Origin of the sequence: Streptomyces sp. DH10, from assembly GCF_029813805.1 — a bacterium.
GTDB classification, from domain to species: domain Bacteria; phylum Actinomycetota; class Actinomycetes; order Streptomycetales; family Streptomycetaceae; genus Streptomyces; species Streptomyces coeruleofuscus.
On the sequence record NZ_JARVKU010000036.1, the window covers coordinates 35,542 to 56,482 of the forward strand.

The window sequence follows — 20,941 nt, forward strand, 5'->3', positions numbered from 1 at the left end:
ATAAGTCCGTTATTTTTCAATAGCTTTGGCCAGGGATGTTTTATCCATATCCCGCTTTGTCCGCATCCACTATCTGTGTCTGGCTGCGTGGAGTCCGAAGACCGGGCTGATTGCAGGAAGTTGGCAGTGGTGCCGGGTCCAAGTGCAGATTGGAGCCGCCCGCTTCTTGGCCAGTGTCGTGCCTCCGCGCCCCGCCTCAAGGGCGCTTCACTCCGCTGCGCTGCGTTCCGCGTCGGCTGGCGCCGATGGCCCTGCGGCCGTCGGCTGGCGCCGATGGCCCTGCGGGCCACCCTTGACCCGGGCCGCTCCAGCACGGGAGAGAAGCGAGCGGGCGGCCCGGGGAAGCGGGGGTCCAGGGGCGTGGCGCAGCAGTGAATTGTTCAGTTGCCCGGCGGTGACGGATGTGCGTCAGCGCTTCCGGGCACGCCGGGGCGGCTCGGCGGCGGTCTGCCGGTGGTCGTTGTGCCCCGTCGTCGGACGGGATCAGACGGTGCTGCCGTGGCACTCGCCGTACGTCTGTCCCGACCCGCACCAGCAAGCCGCCCCCTGCTGCGGTGGCCAAGCCACCGCCCGTCCCCGGGCCGCCAGGGTCGTCGCGTACTGGGGGAGCAGCGTCGCGTCGCCCGGGGAGGAGCCCTCCGACGCTGCGAAGGCCTCGTAGGAGGGGACCGTGCCGGTGACGATGCCGAGGTTCGGGGTGCCGGAGGAGGAGAGTTCTCGTAGGGCGGACTCTATGGTCGCGAGGTGGGTGTCGTGGGAGGGGTACTCCGAGGCCAGGGTCGGGTACGCCTCGAGGAGTTCCGAGAGTTCCGTGGCCGGCCAGTGGAGGATCGCGACCGGGAAGGGGCGGGAGAGGGCCTCGCGGTAGGCGCCCAGTTCCGCTCGGAGGCGGGTGATCTCCGCTTCCAGTTCCGCCGGGTTCTCCGAGCCCAGGGACCAGACGCGCTTGGGGTCGTGGAGTTCGTCCAGGGTGATCGGCAGGGAGTGGACCGTGTCCGCCAGCGCGTCCCACTCGTCGTGGGACTTGCCCAGCATGCGGCGGACCCTGTGACGGCCGAAGAGGAGGGGGTGGGTCGGCTGCGGGGGTTGCGGGACGTCGGTCAGGAGGAGGCGTACGGCATCCGTGAACGTGTCGTGCGCCGCTTCCAGCTCGTCGTGGGACTCCAGGGCCTCGGCGACGATCACCCAGGGGGCCGGGTCCCGCGGGGACGCCACCCGGACGCCCTCGATGATCGCCCTGGCCTCGGCCTCGTGGCCGTACTCCCAGAGGTTCGACGCCTTGAGCGCCCGTACCAGGTGGGGGTTCTCCAGGCCGTCCGTGGAGGACAGCAGACGGTCGTAGAGGGCCGTGGCCGTGGGGCGGTCGCCGGCGAGTTCCAGGTGGGCCGCGGCGCGCAGCAGCAGGGCCTCGGAGTCCTCGGGATACAGGCCGGCGGTCCGCTCCAGGCGTGCCGCCTCGGCGGTGTGGTCGACGGTTTCGGCAGGCGTGTCGGGGCGCATGGGGGACACCGTACTGCCGGGAGGTGACGAGCGTGAGAGATGCGCGGGCCATACCTCTGGCCTGCGCGGGTTCCCCATGCTCGCCATCCCGGCTCTACGAATCGTCCCGAATCGCCGCCATGCCGTCGGCGTGCCGTCGGCCTACAGGGTCACTCCGTCTATCTGGAGTGTTTGGACCGACTTCGCCGCGAAGGGGACGCTGACCGATTTTCCGTTGAGGCGGATGTCGGAGCGGGGGGTGTAGAGGTCGCCGCCGCCCGTCGTCACCGTGTTCCAGCGCGGCACCGCGCCGTTCGTACCGCCCGTCACCGTCGAGAAGCGGGAGAGGTCGAAGGTGAGAGTCTGGGCGGAGGTGGAGGTGTTCACCGCTACCAGCACCAGGCGGCGGGCCGACGCCGAGTACGCCGCGACCGCGTAGCTCACCCCCGTGTCCAGGATCGTCATGCCCGGGCGGATGTGGCGGCTGAACTGGGCCAGTACGTAGTGCTTCGTCTGGACCGTGGTCGGCTGGAGGGTGTTCGCGTCGTAGGCGATCAGCGCCCAGCCCGTCGACGGGTCCATGACCTGCCAGTAGCACCATGCCGTGGGGTGCAGCCAGCGGAAGTCGTAGCAGAGGTTCGACGCCATGGTCAGGCCCGTGCCGTCGCTGTCGCCCGTCTCGGAGTTCCACAGCTTCTTGCGGGATGTCGTCACCACGTCCGTGTAGAGGAGGTCGCGGCGGCCGCCGGAGCCCTGGTAGCCGTGCACGTTGACCTGGGAGACCAGGGCCTTGGTCGACGAGTTGAACGACGCCCACGTCGAGCGGGCCGTGTCGTAGTTCGTCTCGTCCGAGGCCGCGATGCGGATGCCCGTGAGGCCTCGTTTGTCCAGCTCACTGCGCATGTACGGGAGTACGGCCGCCTGGACCGCGGGGTCCATGTGGCAGCCCTCCTGGGTGCCGGTCGCGGTCCACCAGGTGGAGGCCGGCTCGTTGAAGGGGTCGACCGTCGCGAAGTTCACGCCCCAGTTGTTACGCGCGTACAGGGCCGTCGCCGCCAGGTGGGAGGCGTGCTGGCGGTAGTTCCAGGTCTGGAGGTTGTTGCCGCCGCCCGCCGCCCCGGAGGGGTTGTGGTTGCCGCACATCCACCACATGGGGGAGTTGGCGAAGAGCTCCGTGATCGCGCCGCGCTGCGTCGCCTTCACGAGCATCGCGCGCTGGTTGGCGTCCGCCGACCACTTCCATGCCGAGGAGGCGGGGTCCTCGTTGTTCCAGTCCTGCCAGAAGCCCTCGATCTGCTTGAAGGCGGGGATGTTCGGCGATTCGACCATCGTCTCGCCGCCGACGCTGTTCCAGCTGCACGCGCCGAGGTTGTAGCGGGCGATGTTCAGGCCCAGGCCGGGGAGCGATCTGCCGTTGTACGTCACCGACTTGGTGGTGAAGAAGAGGTCCGCGAAGTCGTCCCGGGCGCCGAAGACGTTGGCCCACCAGGCGAGGGAGGTGCCCCAGCCCTCCCAGGTGCCGTACGTCGTCGAGGGGTTGACGGCGATGGTGGCGTCCGCGTGCGCGGTGCCTGTCGCCAGGGCACTGCCGAGGAACGTACCGCCTGCTGCGGTCAGCAGGGTTCTGCGTCGTATCACGGCTCCTCCGTAGGGGAATCGGGGCAGGCGCCGGTCCCCCCGGCCCGGCGTCGCGGGGTGGCCTGTTCATGGCAACGAGAAGCATCGGGTGCGGCGGGTGGGTTGTCGAGGGTTGCGACGAACCTTTCTAAAACCCGTGTACGAAGTCTCGGACGCGACTGTCGGAGCGATCCTGTATAACCGAACAGAGCGAAGAGAACGGGTAGTCGAGCGAGCGTGCGTACGGGAGGAGGGGAGCCGATGGTCCGCGGTTGGACGAGTCTGCGTCCCGCTCTCGTGCTGCTCGTCCTGATCCTGGAAGTGGCGCTGCTGGACACCGGCAGCCTCTCCGCCACCGTCGCGCTCGCCGCGACCGCCGCCGCTTCCGCCGCGCTCGCGGTCTGCGCCCTGATCGCCTCGCGCTGCGCGCCCGCCGTGCCGCGCACCCGGGTGCGTACGGCCATCCGCGACCGTGACCTCCGTACGGCCTTCCTGCCCCAACGCGATCCCGACGCCCGGGGGCGCACCCGGCCCCGGGCACCCGGACACGCCCTCCGGGCGACCTTCGCGTAGGGCCACAGCCAGCACGTTCCTTTAGCCGGCCCCGCGCGGGTCGTCATGCCGCCATGTCATTCCCGGCACGACGAGACCCCCGGAGGGCTCACCCATGTCCGTCTTCGCCAACCTGGTCGAGCGACTCGCCGACCTCCTCCAGCCGCTGTTCGGCGCCTCCGCGGCCGCCGCCGCGATCGTCCTGTTCACCGCACTCGTACGACTCCTCGTCCACCCCCTGTCCCGGGCCGCCGCGCGCGGCCAGAAGGCCCGGACCGCGCTCCAGCCGAAGATCGCCGAGCTGCGGAGGAAGCACGGGAAGAACCCCGAGAAGCTCCAGCGGGCCGTGCTGGAGCTGCACGCCGAGGAGAAGGTGTCGCCGCTGGCCGGCTGCCTGCCCGGGCTGCTCCAGGTGCCCGCGTTCTTCCTGCTCTACCACCTGTTCTCCAGCGACACGATCGGCGGGCGGGCCAATGAACTGCTCGACCACCAGCTGTTCGCCGCGCCGCTGGGGGAGCGGTGGGTGGACGCGCTCCAGGGCGGTCCCCTCGACGGGGCGGGGCTCGTCTACGCCGGGCTGTTCGTGGTCGTCGCCGGGGTCGCCGCGTTCAGCTACCGCCTCAGCAAGCGCATGATGGCCGCGAACCCGGCGCTCCCGGCCGGTGGTGAGCAGGTGGCAGGGCTCGGGGCGGTGACCAAGGTGATGCCGTTCATGTCCTTCTTCACGCTCGTCACCGTGGCCGTGGTGCCGCTGGCCGCCGCGCTGTACGTCGTGACCAGTACGACGTGGAGTGTCGTCGAGCGGGCTGTGCTGTACCGGTGACGCGGCGGGCGGGGTCCAGTACGTGAACTGGGTATTGCGGAGTGCACTCCCAGCTTGGAGGATCGACCAGTCCTCCGATGGCTGGCCCGCCGCATCCGGGTCGCAGGCCTCGGGCGGGCGCCCGCGATCGAGGGAGACATGATCATGAAGCTGCTGCGAGTCGGTACGGCCGGGGCCGAGCGGCCCGCACTGCTCGACGCCGACGGGACCCTGCGGGACCTGTCGGGCGTCGTGCCGGACATCGACGGGGCGCTGCTCGCGGACGACGCGGCGCTCGGTCGGGTCCGTGCCGCCGCCGACGCCGGTGAGCTGCCCGCACTGGACGCCACCGGGCTGCGGATCGGGCCGCCGCTGGGGCGGATCGGCAAGATCGTCTGTATCGGGCTGAACTACCACGACCACGCGCGCGAGACGGGTGCAGAGCCGCCCGCCGAGCCGGTCCTCTTCATGAAGGCGCCGGACACGGTGGTCGGGCCGAACGACACGGTGCTCGTGCCGCGCGCGTCCCGCAAGACCGACTGGGAGGTCGAGCTGGCCGTCGTCATCGGGCGTACGGCCAGGTACCTGGGGTCCGTGGAGGAGGGGCTCGCGCATGTCGCCGGGTACGCGGTGGCGCACGACGTGTCCGAGCGGGAGTTCCAGATCGAGCGGGGCGGGACCTGGGACAAGGGGAAGAACTGCGAGACGTTCAACCCGCTGGGGCCGTGGCTGGTGACGGCGGACGAGGTGCCGGATCCGCAGCGGCTGTCGCTGCGGCTGTGGGTCAACGGCGAGTTGAAGCAGGACGGCACGACGGCCGAGCAGATCTTCCCGGTGGGGGAGGTCGTGCGGTACCTCAGCCAGTTCATGACGCTGTACCCCGGTGATGTGATCAACACGGGGACGCCGGCGGGGGTGGCGCTGGGCGCGCCTGAGCCCAAGCCGTTCCTGCGGGCAGGGGATGTCGTGGAGCTGGAGATCGAGGGGCTCGGGCGGCAGCGGCAGGAGTTCAAAGAGGCGTAAGGGGCGGGGAGCCGCGGAGCGTTCGCGACTGCGGATTCGTCGTGGTTGTTCGCGCAGTTCCCCGCGCCCCTGAGGGGTCAGCCCAGCAGCACGGCTGCCAGGTCGCGCCACGCCTTCCTGGGCAGGGCGTCGCGGTGTTCGCCGTCCAGGACCTGGAGGGCGAGGTGGTCCGCTCCCGCCTTGAAGAACGCGTCGATCTTGGCGCGGATGGCCGTCTCGTCGCCCCAGGCGAACAGGGCGTCGACGAGGCGGTCGCTGCCGCCGTCCGACAGGTCGTCCTCGGTGAAGCCGTGCCGGAGGAAGTTGTTGGTGTAGTTCGGCAGCGGGAGGTAGATCCCGAGGAACTCGCGGGCCAGGGCGCGGGCCCGGGACGGGTCCGTCTCCGGGATGACGCCCAGCTCGGGGGCCAGCAGCGGGGCCTCGCCCAGGATCTCGCGGGCGTGCGCGGTGTGCTCCGGGGTGACCAGGTACGGGATCGAGCCCGCCGCCCGGTCGCGGGCCAGCCGGAGCGACTTCGGGCCCAGGGCGGCCAGGAGGCGGCGGTCCGCCGGCACTCCCGCGGCGTCCAGGCCGTCGAGGTGGGCGACGAGGGCCGAGTAGGGGCGGGCGTACTGCTCCACCCGCTTGGCGTGGCTCACTCCGAGGCCCAGCAGGAAGCGACCGGGGTGGGCCGACTCCAGGTCCGCGAAGGCCGGGCCGGCGGCGTCCGGCTCGTGCTGCCAGATGCTCTGGATGCTGGTGCCGACGGTGAGCTTCGAGGTCGCCTCGATCAGCGGGGCGGCGTTGGCGGCGGAGCTGTTGCCGCCCAGCCAGACGGCGCCGTAGCCGAGCTCCTCCAGTTCGGCGGCGGCCTCGGCCAGTTCGCCGCGCCGGTCCGGGTCCTCCGAGCGCAGGCCTACGCTCCAGATGCCGTACCGGCCGACGGTTTCCTTCAGAGCGGTGGTCATCGGTTGGGATCCCTCCGGTTGGGCGCCGTGCGTGATCATGCGTACAGCAGGTGCCAACCGGAGGGGCCTGGCCGTAATTCCGAGCCGGCGTCGGTGATTTCGGCGCGCCGGCGGTCGCTAGCGGTCGATAGCCGTCGCTAGCGGTCCTTGCCGAGGAACTCCTCCAGCGCCTCCACCACGAACCGGTGGTCCTGGAGCTGCGGCAGCCCGGACACCGTCACCGCGCCGATCACGCCGACGCCCTCGACGGTGATCGGGAAGGAACCGCCGTGTGCCGCGTACGTGTCGGGGTCCAGGCGCGAGGACTCCTCGAACGTCGTGCCCTTGGCGCGGAAACGGGCGCCCACCAGGTAGGAGGCGGAGCCGTAGCGCTCGACCACCCGGCGCTTGCGCTCGATCCAGGCGTCGTTGTCGGGCGCGGAGCCGGGCAGCGCCGCGTGGAAGAGCTGCTGGCCGGCGCGGTGGATGTCGATCGCGACCGGGGCCTGCCGCTCCCGGGCCATGCCGACGAGGAGCGAGCCGAGCGCCCAGGCGTCGTCGTGGGTGAACTGGCGGAACACCAGGCGGCGTTCCTGCTGTTCCAGCTCCTCCAGGCTCGGGGTCAGCTCCGGGTGGAACTTCGGGGTCAGCTCCTGGCTGTGCGAAGGGTTGCTCTTGTGGGTCACAGGGTCACCGTCACCTTCTCGTGGGCCGAACGACGGGCGGCTTCCAGTACGTCCAGGGCGGCGGCCGCCTCCAGGGCGGTCACCGGGTTCGGGGCCCCCTCCAGCAGGGCCTTCGCCACGGCGGCATAGTAAGCGGGGTAGTCGCCCGGGAGGGTCGGTTCGGGGCGGCCGCCTCCCGTGACCGGGGACTCGCCGGCGCCCACGCGGCCCCACAGCGACTCGGGCTCCACGCCCCAGCCGGGCCCGGGGCGGTGGCCTTCGCGCAGGGCCGCCTCCTGGGGGTCGAGGCCGTACTTGACGTAGCCCGCGGCCGAGCCCAGGACGCGGAAGCGGGGTCCGAGCTGGGCGGTCGTCGCGGAGACGTAGAGGTGGGAGCGGACGCCGCCGGCGTGCGTGATGGCGATGAACGTGTCGTCGTCCGTCTCGGCGCCCGGGCGGCGGATGTCCGACTCCGCGTACACCGCGGCCGCCGGGCCGAAGAGGACCAGTGCCTGGTCGACGACGTGGCTGCCGAGGTCGTAGAGCAGACCTCCGATCTCTGCCGGGTCGCCGGACTCCCGCCAGCCGCCCTTCGGCTTCGGACGCCAGCGCTCGAAGCGTGATTCAAAGCGCCAGACGTCGCCCAACTCGCCCTCGGCCAGCAGCTTGCGCAGGGTGAGGAAGTCGTTGTCCCAGCGGCGGTTCTGGAAGACGGAGAGGAGCAGGCCGCGCTCTTCGGCGAGGGCGGCCAGCTCGCGGGCCTCGGCCGCCGTGCCCGCGACGGGCTTGTCGACCACGACCGGCAGACCGGCGTGGAGCGCGGCGGTCGCGAGCGGCACGTGCGTCTTGTTCGGGGACGCCACGACGATCAGGTCCAGCTCCCCGGCCCGGTCGAACAGCTCGTCCGGGCCGGCGGCGAGGCGCACGTCCGGGAACTCGGCGCGGGCCTGCTGCTGCCGCTCGGGGTTCGAGGTGACCACCGTGTCGAGGGCGAGGCCCTCGGTGGCGGCGATCAGCGGGGCGTGGAAGACGGAGCCGGCGAGGCCGTAGCCGACGAGGCCGACGCGGAGGGGCGAGCCGGGGGTGCCGGATGTGCCGAGGGGTGTGCCAGTCATGCCACCACTTTGGCAACGCTGTTGCCAAAGTGCAAGCGCCGGGGACAATGGGTGGCGTGAACAGGGTGAGCGACCGTACGGGCGGAGTGGGTGGAGTGGGCGGGGCGGGCGGCATGAGTGGTGCAGGGGCTGGAGCGAACCTGCTCGCCCTGCGCAGCCACAACGCCGCGCTGGTGCTCGACCTGCTGCGGACGGCCGGGTCTGACGGCATCAGCCGGCTCGAACTCGCCGAGCGGACCGGCCTCACCCCACAGGCGGTCAGCAAGATCACGGCCCGGCTGCGGGAGGACGGTCTCGCGGCGGAGGCGGGGCGCCGCGCGTCGACCGGGGGCAAGCCGCGCACGGTGCTGCGGCTGGTGCCCGAGGCGGGGCACGCGGTGGGCGTCCACCTGGACCGGGACGAGGTCCGGGCCGTGCTCGTGGATCTGCGCGGGACGGTGGTGGGGGAGCGGCGGGCCGCGCTGGACCTGGGGGCGGGTGCGGGGGCGGTGCTGACGGCGGTGACGGAGGCCGTGCGGGCGACGGTGGCGGATGAGGTGCGGATGCCGGTGGGGGATGCGGTGCCTGCGACGGTGGCGGATGCGGTACGCGCGACGGCGACGGATGCCGTGCGAGCCACGGGGGCGGATGCCGTACGGGCGACGGCGACGGAAGCCGTGCGCGCCACGGCGACGGAGGCGCTGCCCGCCGGACCACTGCCCGCCGGACCACTGCCCGCCGGACCACTGCCCGCCGGACCACTGCCCGCCGGACCGCTGCCCGCCCATGCCGGTTCCCTGCTCGGAGTGGGAGTGGCGCTGCCCGGGCCGCTCGACCACGTCCGGGGTGTGCTGCACCGGGTGACCGGATTCCCGGAGTGGGACGGCTTTCCGCTGCGGGAGGCGCTGGCGGAGCGGCTGGGGGTGCCGGTCGTGGTCGACAAGGACACCAACGCGGCGGCGCTGGGTCTGGCGGCCGGGGGCGAGGGCGGCTCCTTCGCGTACCTGCACCTCGGTACGGGGCTGGGGGCCGGTCTGGTGATCGGCGGGAGCGTGCACCGGGGAGCCCGGACCGGGGCCGGGGAGTTCGGCCACCAGGTGATCCAGCTGGACGGCCCGCCGTGCACCTGCGGCGACCGCGGCTGCGTGGAGGCGCTGTGCCTCGGTGCGGTGGCGCGCGGCGATGTCGAGGAGGCGGCGCGGGTGCTGGGAGCGGGCGCGGCGAACCTGGTCGGGCTGCTCGACATCGACGTCGTCCTGCTGGGCGGCCGGACCGTGGCCGCGACGCCGGAGGCGTTCGTGCGGGGGGTCGGGGCGGTGCTGGGGGCACGGGCCCGGCGGACGGGGGAGGACGCCGTACCGGTGCGTGTCGCGCCGGGTGGAGGGCGAGTCGTGGCGGTGGGGGCGGCTCAGCTGGTGCTGGGGCCGGTGTTCGGGCGGGCGGACGGCTGAGGGACGGGAGCCGGACTCGTGGTGGGGATGGGGGTCCCACGCGGGTTGGGGGCCGGATTCGGCCGGGGTGTGCGGACGGCGTCCGGGAAGATCCGCCCCAGGTGGTAGTCCAGCACCGTCCGCACGTCCGCGAGTGAGCGGCGGCCGTGCAGGACGTCCAGGCCCAGCCCGACCGCTCCCGACACCAGCAGGTCCGCCTCGTGCACCCGGTCGATGCCCGGCGCGGTGTTCCCTGTCGCCTCGCCCATCCCGATGATGTCCGCCACGAGCCGCTCCAGCGGCTGCTCGGCGGCCAGGAAGACCTCCGCGAGCACGGGGTCGGTCAGGCTCCGCGCGTAGTACGCCGTGAACACGCGCAGTGCGAAGACGCGTTGCTCGTCCAGCGGCAGGAACTCGTCCAGCACCGCCCGCAGCAGCGCGCACGGCTCCGTCATGTCGTACGGGATACGTCCCTGGGCCAGCCGTTCGTTCTCCTCGTGCAGCAGCCGCAGCGCGTCGACCATCAGGGCGTGCTTGGAGTCGAAGTGGTACTGCACGACCCGCAGCGACACCCTGGCCTCGGCCGCGATCCTGCGCATGCTCGCCGCGTCCAGCCCCTGCTCGGCCGCGATGCGCCACACCGCCTCGGCGATCCGGCGCCGCTGCCGTGCCCGGACGTCCGTCGGCCGGGGCGCGGGCGGGCTGCCCGGGGCGGGCAGCGGCTGCCGGCGCCGGCGGTAGGCCCGGGCCTGGCAGCTCCGGGAGCAGTACACGGGCGGGCGGCCTCGGCCCGGACGGGCCGTGGGCTTGCCGCACACCGGGCACGTCCGCTTCTTTTCGTCACGCACACCTTCACGATAGCGCGCCGAGAAAGTGTGACGTAAAGCGAAAGTTGAGCTGTTGCAAGGCTGATCACGCGCCTGCCGATTGATACGTTCGTAACGTCAACGTCAACACCTCTCCCACGGAAGGGAAGGCCATGAAGTACGACGTCCTGCGGGTCCTCGGCATGGTGATGATGGTCGTGTGTGCCCAGGCGCTCGTCCGGCTCCTCGTCGACAACGGCGACCGGGGGCTGCTGGACGGGCTCCCCGGCGGCTTCCTCCCCACGCTGCTGACCTACGCCGTCCTCACCGCCGCCGGTGTCCTCCTGACCGGCTGGGCCCACTCGCGCGCGAAGGCGCTCGGGCGCCGCTGAGGACTCCTCCCGGCCCCTCTGGGTGTCCGCCGACCGGGCGGATTCGCGCCGCCGTTCGGGGGCGTTCCCGGCGGTGTCGGCTCGCGACCGGCTTCTTCCGGCAATGTCACATCTCCATGCGACCCTGCACGCCCACTCACCTCTGCCTGGCTGCGGCAGCCGCCGTCCTGCTCACTGGAGCCCATCCGGCGTACGCGGACGACCCGGCGCCCGCCTGTGCCGCGCCCGACGACCACACCTTCCCGCTCACCACCCGCGTCCACGGCGGGCCCGCCACCTACACGGCCGGGGGCGGGTTCGGGACCTGGTATCTCGATCTGACCAACACGACCGACCGGCCGTGCACCGGTATCCACCCCGTCGTCGTGCTCGTCGACGACAAACGGGCGCTGGAGCCCTCCCAGCCCCGGCTTGAGTTCTTCGAGGGGGCGCGGGCGCACCCCGTGCGGTTCGAGAAGACCGAGGAGGACGAGCTCGTCGGGGCGTTCGCCGACGAGGAGGACCGCTTCGCCGGGTTCACCGTCGGACCGGGGAAGACCGTCACCGTGAAGGTGCGGCTCGCGGTCACCTCGGACGCCGTGCCGAACGACGTCACCGCCAACGCCGCCGTGGTGCAGCGGCACGAGGACGACGGCGACTGGGTCGGGCAGTCGAACGACTACCGGTTCGGGATCGACGGCGACGGCCCGGTCGACGGCGGCGAGCCGGAGGCCGACGGCGGCACCGACTCCCCGCCGGAGCCCGACGGCGGCACCGACTCCCTGCCGGAGCCCGACGGGTCCGTCCCGCCCCGCGAGGACCGCTTCCCGTTCGCCGAGGAACTCGCCCGTACGGGATCCGGCGGCCAGGTCGCCGCTGCCGCCGCGGCGGTGCTGCTCGCCGGCGGCGGGGCGCTGCTCCTCGCGCGCCGGCGCCGCTGAGGCGCGTGGACCTGTCCCGCCTGTCGGGACGTCGTACGCAGGCCATTCCCCAAGATCCGGCCACTGTTTAGGCTTGGCTCCTGGCCCCAAGGCGCACGTCGGCCCGCGTACGGCAGGAGATCCCGCACATGGCAGACCGCAAGCCCATCGAGTCGTGGCTCACCGACATGGACGGTGTGCTCATCCACGAGGGCGTACCGATCCCCGGCGCCGACGCCTTCCTCAAGAAGCTGCGCGAGTCCGGCAAGCCCTTCCTGGTCCTCACCAACAACTCGATGTACACCCCGCGCGACCTGCACGCCCGGCTGCGCCGCATGGGCCTGGAGGTGCCGATCGAGAGCATCTGGACCTCGGCCCTGGCCACCGCCCAGTTCCTGGACGACCAGCGGCCGGGCGGCTCGGCGTACGTCATCGGCGAGGCGGGCCTGACCACCGCGCTGCACGACATCGGCTACATCCTGACCGACCACGAGCCGGACTACGTCGTCCTCGGCGAGACCCGTACGTACTCCTTCGAGGCCATGACGAAGGCGGTACGGCTCATCCTCGACGGCGCCCGTTTCATCTGCACCAACCCCGACGAGACGGGCCCGTCCACCGAGGGCCCGCTGCCCGCGACCGGTGCCGTGGCCGCGCTGATCACCCAGGCGACCGGCAAGAAGCCGTACTTCGCGGGCAAGCCGAACCCGCTGATGATGCGGACCGGGCTGAACGCCATCGGGGCGCACTCCGAGAGCAGCGCGATGATCGGCGACCGCATGGACACGGACGTGTTGGCGGGCATGGAGGCCGGGATGCAGACGTTCCTGGTGCTCACCGGCCTGACCCGGCCCGACCAGGTCGAGGGCTTCCCGTACCGGCCGTCGCAGGTCGTGGACTCGATCGCGGACCTCGTCGACCGGGTCTGAGCCCGAGCCCGGGAGGCAGCGGACCGGAGCTCAAACCCGTCGCCACCCGTATGGAGTAGCCACCGCGTCCCTGAGGATGCGGTGGCCGACCGTGCGGGGGAGGCTCCAGGCGTCTGGAGGTTCACGATGGGTTCCCTGAGAGTCACTGTCTGTACGAGCGTCCTGGTCGCGGCCGCCCTCACCCCGGCGGCGTACGCGGCGGACGCAGGGGGCGTCGTCTCGATGACCCCGGCGACCCCCGCGCCCGGCAGTGACGTCACGCTCCGCGTGACCGACTGTCCGGAGAGGACGGCCGTCGCCCGCTCGGCGGCGTTCGTGGCGGACGCGCGGCTCACCGTCACCGACGGTGAACTCGTCGGCGAGAGCCGCGTCCGCTCCACGCTCGACGCGGGGACGCACGCCGTGAAGGTCACCTGCGGCGAGACCGAACGGACCGGCACGTTCACCGTCCGGGACGGTGAGAGGCGGCGCTCCGCGTCCGGGGCGGGGAGCGAGCATGCGGCCGTGTCCGGGACCGGGACCAGTGGACAGCCACCCGCGCCCTGGACCGGTGACCGGCCGCCCGCGTCCGTGTCCGGGACCGGCGGACAACCGCCCGCACCCGGCGCGACCGGCCAGCCACCCGCCCCCGGGACCGTCGGCCAGCCGCCCATGCCCGAGGGCGGTGGACAGCCGTCCGCTTCCGGTGACGACGGGCAGCGGCCCGCGCCCGGGGGTGATGAGCGGCGGCCCGCCTCCCGGCGGCCGAGCGCGTACCCCTCACCCGTCGCCCCCGTCCAGGCGGGCGGCGGTGGCGCGGCGGACCTCGTCGCCGCCGAGGACCGCGGGACCGGCCCCGGTACGGCGCAGGGGGTGACCGGCCTGATTCTCGCGGGAGTGGCCGCGGTGGTCGTCGCGCTGGGCGGTGTCCGCCGGAGCCGCGGAACGGACTGACCATGTCCGACCAGGAACGAATCAAGGGACATTCCTCGGGCACCGGCCGCCTGCTGGCCGGTGTCGCCTGGGTGGCGCTGCTGCTCGGGCTGTGGCTGTGGGGCCGCGAGGTGACCGACGTGCGGCACGGCATTTCCGCGCCCACGACGGGCGACATGGCGGCGGCCGGACGGCCCCCGGACGTGAAACTGCCGCCCGCGCACCGCCCGTTGGTCGACGCGCTGCCGCAGCGCGTCGACATCCCCGGGCTCGGGGTGCAGGCGCCCGTGGTGGCGCGGGGTCTGGACGCGCGCGGCGCGCTCGATCCGCCGCCGTACGACCAGCCGGGCGCGGTCGGCTGGTACGCGGGCGGCGTGGCCCCCGGGGCGCCGGGGACCGCGCTGATGGTCGGTCACGTCGACACCGACACCCGGCCGGCCGTCTTCTACAGGGTCAGTGCCATGCGGCCGGGCCAGACGATCCGGGTGATCCGGGCCGACGCCAAGGTCGCGGAGTTCACCGTCGAGTCCGTCCAGGTCCTCACCCGCGACCACTTCGACGCCCACCAGGCCTACGGGCCCCGCGAGTCGGGGCGGGCCGAGCTGCGGCTGGTCACCTGCGGCGGCAGCTTCGACCGTACGACCCGCAGCTACACGGCGAACGTCGTGGTGTCGGCGTACCTGACGGGAACGGGCCTCTGACGGCCGAGGGCGCCCCCCCAGCCCGGTCGACGACCCGCTCCCCCTGAAGCCGCCGACCGGGCTGGTCCTCGACCGCGCACGCACGGGCTGCGGGAGTAACCCGGCGAGCTGCGCGGGAGGTCGCGGGAGCCACGGTGGGTGAAACTCTGGCCGGAGGCCGGGCCCTGCTGAGAAGACTCTAGAACCAAAGGACCACCCGGGCCTAGAGGTTGTATGACGCCAAGTCCCGATACGGTGGCTCTGCGTCATCCGTGCAGGTGGCTTCCGCCTCGTGGGGATCGCGGGACGTATGTCAGGATTGAGACTTGGAACGGTGCACCCAAGGGGGAGTTGGATGGGCAGCAGGGGGGTAAGGGCGTCCGCCGCGAGTCGGATGTCCGCAGTGGTGCTGGGGGCGGCACTGCTGGTCACGGGGTGTTCGTCCGACGGGGGAGACGGATCGGACCCAGGCGATGACTCGGGCGCGGGGATCACTCAGCAGCCCAAGGAGACCGCCCCGTTCTGGGTCAATCCGGACGGCACCGCGGCACAGCAGGTCGCAGCCCTGGAGAAGGCCGGCAAGAAGCAGGACGCCGAGCAGATCCGCAAGATCGCCGAGCAGCCGGTCGCCGAGTGGATCGGCCCGGACAACCCGCGGGAGCAGACCCAGGGCTTCACCGAGGCCGCCGACAAGGCAGGCCGTACGGCACTGCTCGTCCTCTACAACATCCCGCACCGCGACTGCGGCCAGTACTCGCAGGGCGGCGCCGCCGACGGCAACGCCTACCGCAAGTGGCTCGACGGCGTGGCGGCGGGCATCGGCGACCGCTCCGCCGCGGTCATCCTCGAACCGGACGCGCTGCTGCACCTGGTGGACGGCTGCACGCCGGAGCAGTTCCACGAGGAGCGCTACGACCTCCTCAAGGGTGCCGTCACCAAGCTGAAGTCGCTGAAGAACACGCAGGTGTACCTGGACGCGGGCAACGCCGGCTGGCAGGACCCCGACCAGATCTTCGAGCCGCTGAAGTGGGCCGGCATCGAAAAGGCCGACGGCTTCTCCGTCAACGTCTCCAACTTCTACTCCACCGAAGACTCCATCGCCTACGGCAAGCAGCTCTCCGCCAAGGTCGGCGGCAAGCACTTCGTCATCGACACCAGCCGCAACGGCAAGGGCCCCTACACCCAGGGCAACCCCGACGAACGCTGGTGCAACCCGCCGGGCCGCGCCCTGGGCGAGACGCCGACGACGAAGACGGCGGACCCGCTGGTCGACGCGTACCTGTGGGTCAAGCGGCCGGGGGAGTCGGACGGCGAGTGCAAGGGCGGGCCCAAGGCCGGTCAATGGTGGGCGGACTACGCGCTGAAGCTGGCGAAGGCCAGTTCCTAGAAGCCCGGCCGGGCCTCCGGGAGCGGACGGGACGCGGGTCAGCGTGTTTCCCGTCGGGCCCGGGCACGCGAAGGGGCGCCCTCCGTACCGGAGAGCGCCCCGATCAGCCGATCGCTACGGCACCTTGACCCACTGAGCCTTGCTCGGCGTGCCCCGGTCGTCCGTCACGAACAGCATGTACCAGCCCGCCTGGACCAGGTTCCGGTTCTTCGGCACGGTCACCGTCAGCTTGTTGCCGGACGCCTCGAAGTCCAGCGCGATCGAGCGCTGGTCGACGTCCGTGACGTGCGTGGCGGCGCTCGGGCGCATCAGCCGGACCTTCTCGACCTTGGTCGCGTCCGACGAGGTGAACGTCCCCGTCCCGCCGCGCTCGATGGTCTGCGGCCCGCCGGACAGCGAGGGCTGGTCCCCGCTGCCGTAGAGGTACGGCGGCGTGTAGATCTCGATGCGCTGCTCGAACTTGCCCGGCTTGGTGTTGGCCTTGTCGCCGTAGAGGGAGTCCGAGCCGAAGAACATCACGCGGCCGTCGGGCAGCAGGATCGACCCGGAGTGGTAGTTGCGGCCCACCAGCGGGTCGGCGACCCGCCTGAGGTCGTTCTTCTCCGTGTCGTAGATGCGCGCCTCGAAGATGTTGGAGTCGCTGCGGCCCCGGTAGTCCTCCGAGCCGCCGGAGATCAGCACGCTGTCGTCGGGCAGGATCGAGGCGTTCGGGTAGCGGGTGCCCTTGTCCAGGGACGGGCCGTCCACGAAGCTCGGGTTCGGCTTCTTCAGGTCGACGATCCTGGTCTTCTCACTGGACTGCTGGGACTCGCCGACGCCGCCGCCGCCGATCACCATGTACTTCTCGTCCTGCGCCGGCGGCAGCAGCACCGTGCCGGACGTCTCCATCAGCTTGGGGTCGCTCAGGCCGGGGATCTTCGTGAACTTGTTGGTGTCCACGTCCCACACGCCCGGGTCACGGCCCACGTTGTCCGGCCCGTAGCCCGCGTTGGAACCCGAGTAGAAGACCTTGCCGTTCTGCATGAGGAACAGCGCCGGGTAGGTCGGGAACTGCCGGACCTTGTCCGTGTAGGTCCACTTCTTGGTCTTCGGGTCGAAGACCTCGTTCTTGCCCGGGACCAGCTGGCCGATGTCGTCGAGGCCGGAGACGCTGAGGATCTTCCCGTCGCTCAGGGTGGTGAGCGTCGGGTACCAGCGGGCCTCCTTCATCGGGTCGACCTTGATGTACTTCTCGGCGACCGGGTCGAACTCGAAGGCATCCCGGATGCCCTGGAAGTCCTTCTTGTCCAGGGCGAGCTTCTGCGCGATGCCGTAGGTGTTCTTGGCGTCGGCGCCCTTCAGGCCGTGCACGCGGTAGTTGTCCTGCGTGCCGGTCTCGAACTTCTTGCCCCGCTTCTGCGCCTCGACGTAGATCCGGCCGAGACCGGGGTCGTTGCGCAGGAACCTGCCGGTCGCCTTGTCGAAGACCTTCTTGGCGCGCGGCACGAGCACCGGGTCCTTCGAGACGAAGGTCTTGCCGTTCTCCTTGCCCGTGAACTTGGTGCCCGCGGGCAGCGTGATCGGCTTGTCCGGGTTCTCGTTGTGGACGATCATCAGGCCGCCGGCCTTGGTGACGTCACCCTTGAGCTTCTCGTACCGCTTGGTGCCGCCCGCGATCAGCAGGTTGCCGTTGGCGAGCTGGGTGTGGCCGGTGCAGAACAGGTCGCTGGGCGTGGGGACCTTCTTGATGGTGCCCTTGACCGGGTCCCAGATCCGGGTGTCGAACTTCTTCGCGTCGAAGTTGTCCTGGTTGTTGCCCGACCCCGCGACGAGCAGCACCTTGCCGGTGCGCAGCAGCGCCGCGTGGATGGTGTTCTGCCGGTACTCCTCGGGAAACTCGATGATCTCCCACTTGCCGTTCGCGGCCTTGTACTCCGGCTTGTTGATTTTGTACTGGTGGTATTTCTCGGTCCCGAAGCGGTAGAGCCACGGACCGTTCATCCCGGCCAGCGCGAGTACCACCGCCGTGCCGATCGCGAGTCGACGGGCCCGGCGGCGGCCTGCACGGTCGTTCATTCCTTACGTCCCCCAAGTCCACCAAGGGCGATCTGCATGGTCTGGTCGGTCCCCCCGACCTCCCCGTTTCCGCCAGGGGTGGCGGCCCAACTGGGCTTGTGCTGCGGGGCGTGGGCCGCGGGCTGCTGCGGGATGGGCAGCGGCTGCGTCCGGTTCGGCCCCGCAGGGTCCTGCGGCTGCTCCGCGGGGGGTGCGGCGGGCTTCTTCGCGTCCTGCCGCAGCTGCCAGCGCCAGGCGAAGACCGGCGAGGCCGTGATCAGCAGCGCGAACGTCGCCCAGATGATCATCGCCGGGTGCGAGTGGCCGAAGACGAAGCCGGCCGCGATCGACGCGCCGAAGATGGCGACGAAGTACCAGTGGTAGCGGAACGTGCCGAACCAGCGGTCCGGGCTCGCCGAGTCGCCCTTGGGCGTGACCACGAACTTGCTCTTGCGCCGCAGCATCGAGTCGATCAGCGCCTTCGCGTACAGCGGCGCCGACAGCGCGGACATCACCATGCCGGCCACACCGCCCGAGCCCTCCGGCTCGTGCGGCGAGACGTTGTGCCGGCGGTTCCAGACGTACAGACCGATCTGGAGCGCGGAGGCGTTGCCGTAGAGCATCAGCCAGACCGCCGGGTCGATGTTGACACCCGAGGCGCCCAGGCCCAGGAACAGGCAGCAGCTCAGCGCCGCCAGGATCCAGTTCAGGGCCGACATCGGGTAGAAGATGATCATCATCGTGTAGTTGAAGAGCTTGCTCGGCGGCAGCGAGTACCAGCCCTTCCAGTACTGCTTGAGGATCGTCTCGTACGTCCCTCGCGACCAGCGCATCTGCTGGGTGAAGAAGTCCGTCCAGGCGCTCGGGCCCTCACCGACCGCGAGCACGTCCGGGGTGTAGACCGAGCGCCACTTGCGGCCCGTCGCCGGGTTCTTGTGGCGGTGCATCTCGAAGCCGGTCGCCATGTCCTCGGTGATCGAGTCGTACAGACCGCCGATCTGCTTCAGCGCCTTGATGCGCACGGCGTTGGAGGTGCCGACGAACATGGGGGAGCCGTAGCGGTTGCCCGCGCGCTGGATCAGCGCGTGGAAGAGGAACTGCTGCGACTCGGCGGCCTTGGTGATCGGGTTGTCGTAGTTGCCGTAGACCTGCGGGCCGATGACGAAGCCGACGTCCGGGTCACGGAAGAAGCCGAGCATCCGCTCCAGGTAGTTGGGCAGCGGCACGTGGTCGGTGTCGACCGAGGCGAAGAAGTCGTAGTCGTCGCCGTGCGCCTCCAGCCAGGCGTTGTAGTTGCCGTGCTTGGTCTTGGCGCGGTGCGGGCCCTTGGCCTGGTTCCACTTCGCGACGCCCTTGCGCGAGAAGTGGTGCACGCCGAGGCGCTCGCAGACCGCCTTCACCTCGGGGTCGTCGCCCTCGTCGAGCAGCCAGACGTGCATGAGGCCCCGGTGGCGGATCTTCACCGCGGCCTCCAGCGTCTTCGTCACCATCTCCAGCGGCTCCTTGCCGGGCACGAAGGAGGTGAGGAAGGCCACTCTGGTGCCGGTCTCGGGCACCACCGGGATCGGGTCGCGGGCGACCAGCGTGGCGTGCGCGTTCGACACCACGTTCATGCAGCGGAAGAACTCGATCAGTCCGATCGAGACCAGCATCACCACGTCCAGTGCGGGCAGCCAGTCGAAGGCCGGGTAGTCGCGCTCGGTCCAGTGCTCGGGCTGGAGCAGCCACACCAGCAGCACCACGGACAGCACCGGCGCCGCGGCCAGCATCAGCGCGACTCTTATGCGGTGCGGTTCCTGCGAGATCAGCGACCGGTACTGCACCTTGTAGGGCTTGGTCGGATCGGGCTGGGTGAGGGGACCCGCGAGCCGGCTGTAGTGCTCGTAGTCGTATCTCGGCAGCGTCTTCTTGATCCGCCGGAATGTCCCCGTGGTGCTCATCCGATGCGTCGGCACCCTGAGCTGGGTGGTCTGGGACGGGTCGTGGTCCTGTTGCCGGGCGCCCGTCGGCCTCGACGTCATGAGTCATCCCCCCACACGCGGACACCGCGTGTTTCGTAGCTTCCTACCGCCTGCCGCAGGTCCCCCTCGACCTTCACAGACGTATCAGTGGCGGGTCGCTGCCACCACGTCATCCACACCTTATAGACACGGCAACGCGACCTTCCGGTTGCATGATGCCCCCCACGGCATCGCTTCATGAACGGGGCCCCTACTCCCGTCCGGCCCGCAACCGGTTCTTTTGCCCCCCAACTGCCGCGTAAGCGCAGCATCTTGAAAAACCAGAAAACCAGGGTTCTACGGTGTTCATCATGATCGCAAGATGCGAAACGCGGTGTTTACCGGTCATACGCGTTCATTGTGGCGGGTGTGGGGGCCCTGTGGAGCCGTTGTGGACAGGCGGGCGCGGATGTTCCCGAAGTGCTCTCTTATGGCCTCCTCCGCCCGCATCGAGTCGCCGGACCGGACCGCGTCGAGGATCTCCCGGTGCTGCCGGCAGGTCACCTTAGGGTCCTGCGGCACGCCCCCGAGGTCGGTGCGGACCCGGTGGAAGGCGTCCCAGAACGCCTCCAGGACCTCGCTCAGCAGCACGTTGTCCAGCCCCCGGTAGAGGGTGGCGTGGAAGGAACGGTCGGTCTCGGCGAGACCGGCTCCGCGCGCGGCCTGCTCTTCCATACGGTCGACGAGCCCGTCCAGTTCAATGAGGTCCGCTTCCGGTATCCGCCCCGCGAGCCGGGAGACCAGCCCGGTCTCCACCGCCTCCCGCAGCTCCAGCAACTGGAGCAGGGAGTCCTCGCCCCGGTAGTGCCCGGCGACCGTGCGGAAGGCGAGTCCCTCGATCATCGGGGCCAGGGACATCGGGCCGACGTAGGTGCCGAAGCCGTGCCGGATCTCCACGATGCCCATCGCCTGGAGCGCCTTCAGCGCCTCCCGCACCGAGTTCCGGCTCGCGCCGAGGTACTCCATCAGCTCGGGCTCGGTCGGCAGCGGGGCCCCGGAGGCCAGCCGGCGGTCGATGATGAGCTTCTTGATCCGCTCTTGGAGGTCACGCGCTGCCATGGCGAGAGGGTATCCGGCCATTCGCGTGGGGGGCCGGGTTCCGGCCAGACCGAACCAGGTCTGTGCTCAGGCATACGAAAAGCCCCACGCTTCCGCGAGGGGCCTTCGGTCGGTGCGACTGTGCCGAGCCGGGCTTCCGTTCCCCGCTCGCTGTGACGCCGAGAGAAGGGGGTGTGGGTGGCGGAGCCCCCACGGCGCGCGGCGAAGCCGCGCAGAAAAGACGGTGGCGGCTTGGGTTCGCGCTTTCTGCGAACC

At 70.9% G+C, this 20,941-nt stretch carries 19 protein-coding genes; 10 read left to right on the forward strand and 9 right to left on the reverse strand.

Annotated elements, in window-relative coordinates; translation table 11 throughout:
- Window positions 1-483: 483 nt before the first annotated feature.
- Both QC385_RS41310 and QC385_RS41315 read right to left on the reverse strand, forming a co-directional pair.
- Window positions 484-1,500 (reverse strand): SEC-C domain-containing protein, encoded by a 1,017-nt coding sequence (locus tag QC385_RS41310; protein ID WP_279546555.1) that lies wholly within the window; start codon window positions 1,498-1,500, stop codon window positions 484-486.
- Between the two features lie 141 nt (window positions 1,501-1,641).
- Window positions 1,642-3,117, reverse strand: coding sequence for a beta-1,6-galactanase (locus QC385_RS41315; protein ID WP_279546556.1), 1,476 nt, complete (start codon window positions 3,115-3,117; stop codon window positions 1,642-1,644).
- Window positions 3,118-3,357: 240 nt separating this feature from the next.
- Here QC385_RS41315 and QC385_RS41320 point away from each other — a divergent pair, with 240 nt between their 5' ends.
- The 3 genes from QC385_RS41320 to QC385_RS41330 all read left to right on the forward strand — a co-directional run bounded on the left by QC385_RS41320 (window position 3,358) and on the right by QC385_RS41330 (window position 5,473).
- The gene (locus tag QC385_RS41320) at window positions 3,358-3,669 is read left to right on the forward strand and encodes a DUF6412 domain-containing protein (protein ID WP_279546557.1); all 312 of its coding nucleotides are present in this window, start codon (window positions 3,358-3,360) and stop codon (window positions 3,667-3,669) included.
- 94 nt (window positions 3,670-3,763) lie between these two features.
- Window positions 3,764-4,471 (forward strand): YidC/Oxa1 family membrane protein insertase, encoded by a 708-nt coding sequence (locus tag QC385_RS41325; RefSeq protein ID WP_279546558.1) that lies wholly within the window; start codon window positions 3,764-3,766, stop codon window positions 4,469-4,471.
- A gap of 144 nt (window positions 4,472-4,615) precedes the next feature.
- Window positions 4,616-5,473 carry a fumarylacetoacetate hydrolase family protein gene (locus QC385_RS41330; RefSeq protein WP_279546559.1) on the forward strand — a complete coding sequence of 286 codons (858 nt, stop codon included), beginning with the start codon at window positions 4,616-4,618 and terminating at the stop codon, window positions 5,471-5,473.
- Window positions 5,474-5,550: 77 nt separating this feature from the next.
- On the opposite strand, the gene QC385_RS41335 is transcribed toward QC385_RS41330, so the two are convergent.
- The 3 genes from QC385_RS41335 to QC385_RS41345 form a co-directional block, all read right to left on the reverse strand.
- The gene (locus QC385_RS41335) at window positions 5,551-6,420 is read right to left on the reverse strand and encodes an LLM class F420-dependent oxidoreductase (protein ID WP_279546560.1); all 870 of its coding nucleotides are present in this window, start codon (window positions 6,418-6,420) and stop codon (window positions 5,551-5,553) included.
- A 137-nt stretch (window positions 6,421-6,557) separates the two neighbouring features.
- On the reverse strand, window positions 6,558-7,085 hold the full coding sequence (locus tag QC385_RS41340; protein WP_086854455.1) for a heme-degrading domain-containing protein: 528 nt from the start codon (window positions 7,083-7,085) through the stop codon (window positions 6,558-6,560).
- The gene (locus QC385_RS41345) at window positions 7,082-8,179 is read right to left on the reverse strand and encodes a Gfo/Idh/MocA family protein (protein WP_279546561.1); all 1,098 of its coding nucleotides are present in this window, start codon (window positions 8,177-8,179) and stop codon (window positions 7,082-7,084) included. The genes QC385_RS41340 and QC385_RS41345 overlap by 4 nt, the downstream gene beginning before the upstream one ends.
- Before the next feature lie 113 nt (window positions 8,180-8,292).
- On the opposite strand from QC385_RS41345, the gene QC385_RS41350 reads away from it, so the two are divergent.
- Window positions 8,293-9,609 carry an ROK family transcriptional regulator gene (locus QC385_RS41350; RefSeq protein WP_279546562.1) on the forward strand — a complete coding sequence of 439 codons (1,317 nt, stop codon included), beginning with the start codon at window positions 8,293-8,295 and terminating at the stop codon, window positions 9,607-9,609.
- Here the strand turns inward: QC385_RS41350 and QC385_RS41355 are convergent.
- Entirely contained in the window at window positions 9,567-10,436 is an 870-nt protein-coding gene (locus tag QC385_RS41355) for a TetR/AcrR family transcriptional regulator (RefSeq protein WP_279546563.1), read from the reverse strand. The two genes, QC385_RS41350 and QC385_RS41355, sit on opposite strands and share 43 nt — an antisense overlap.
- Window positions 10,437-10,567: 131 nt before the next feature.
- Between QC385_RS41355 and QC385_RS41360 the strand changes: the two genes are divergently transcribed.
- From QC385_RS41360 to QC385_RS41385, 6 genes are all read left to right on the forward strand, one after another.
- Window positions 10,568-10,786, forward strand: a complete 219-nt coding sequence (locus QC385_RS41360; RefSeq protein WP_279546564.1) for a hypothetical protein — start codon at window positions 10,568-10,570, stop codon at window positions 10,784-10,786.
- A 116-nt stretch (window positions 10,787-10,902) separates the two neighbouring features.
- Entirely contained in the window at window positions 10,903-11,706 is an 804-nt protein-coding gene (locus tag QC385_RS41365) for an LPXTG cell wall anchor domain-containing protein (protein WP_279546565.1), read from the forward strand.
- Window positions 11,707-11,834: 128 nt separating this feature from the next.
- Window positions 11,835-12,614 carry an HAD-IIA family hydrolase gene (locus QC385_RS41370; RefSeq protein WP_193505829.1) on the forward strand — a complete coding sequence of 260 codons (780 nt, stop codon included), beginning with the start codon at window positions 11,835-11,837 and terminating at the stop codon, window positions 12,612-12,614.
- A gap of 126 nt (window positions 12,615-12,740) precedes the next feature.
- The gene (locus QC385_RS41375) at window positions 12,741-13,547 is read left to right on the forward strand and encodes a hypothetical protein (protein ID WP_279546566.1); all 807 of its coding nucleotides are present in this window, start codon (window positions 12,741-12,743) and stop codon (window positions 13,545-13,547) included.
- Window positions 13,548-13,549: 2 nt separating this feature from the next.
- On the forward strand, window positions 13,550-14,227 hold the full coding sequence (locus tag QC385_RS41380) for a class F sortase (RefSeq protein WP_279546567.1): 678 nt from the start codon (window positions 13,550-13,552) through the stop codon (window positions 14,225-14,227).
- Between the two features lie 373 nt (window positions 14,228-14,600).
- Window positions 14,601-15,593, forward strand: coding sequence for a glycoside hydrolase family 6 protein (locus tag QC385_RS41385; protein WP_279546568.1), 993 nt, complete (start codon window positions 14,601-14,603; stop codon window positions 15,591-15,593).
- A gap of 114 nt (window positions 15,594-15,707) precedes the next feature.
- Here QC385_RS41385 and QC385_RS41390 read toward each other — a convergent pair whose 3' ends face one another.
- The 3 genes from QC385_RS41390 to QC385_RS41400 form a co-directional block, all read right to left on the reverse strand.
- The gene (locus tag QC385_RS41390; RefSeq protein WP_279546569.1) at window positions 15,708-17,648 is read right to left on the reverse strand and encodes a kelch motif-containing protein; all 1,941 of its coding nucleotides are present in this window, start codon (window positions 17,646-17,648) and stop codon (window positions 15,708-15,710) included.
- Window positions 17,645-19,648, reverse strand: a complete 2,004-nt coding sequence (locus QC385_RS41395; protein WP_279546570.1) for a glycosyltransferase family 2 protein — start codon at window positions 19,646-19,648, stop codon at window positions 17,645-17,647. The genes QC385_RS41390 and QC385_RS41395 overlap by 4 nt, the downstream gene beginning before the upstream one ends.
- A 324-nt stretch (window positions 19,649-19,972) precedes the next feature.
- On the reverse strand, window positions 19,973-20,686 hold the full coding sequence (locus QC385_RS41400) for a FadR/GntR family transcriptional regulator (RefSeq protein WP_279546571.1): 714 nt from the start codon (window positions 20,684-20,686) through the stop codon (window positions 19,973-19,975).
- Window positions 20,687-20,941 lie beyond the last annotated feature (255 nt).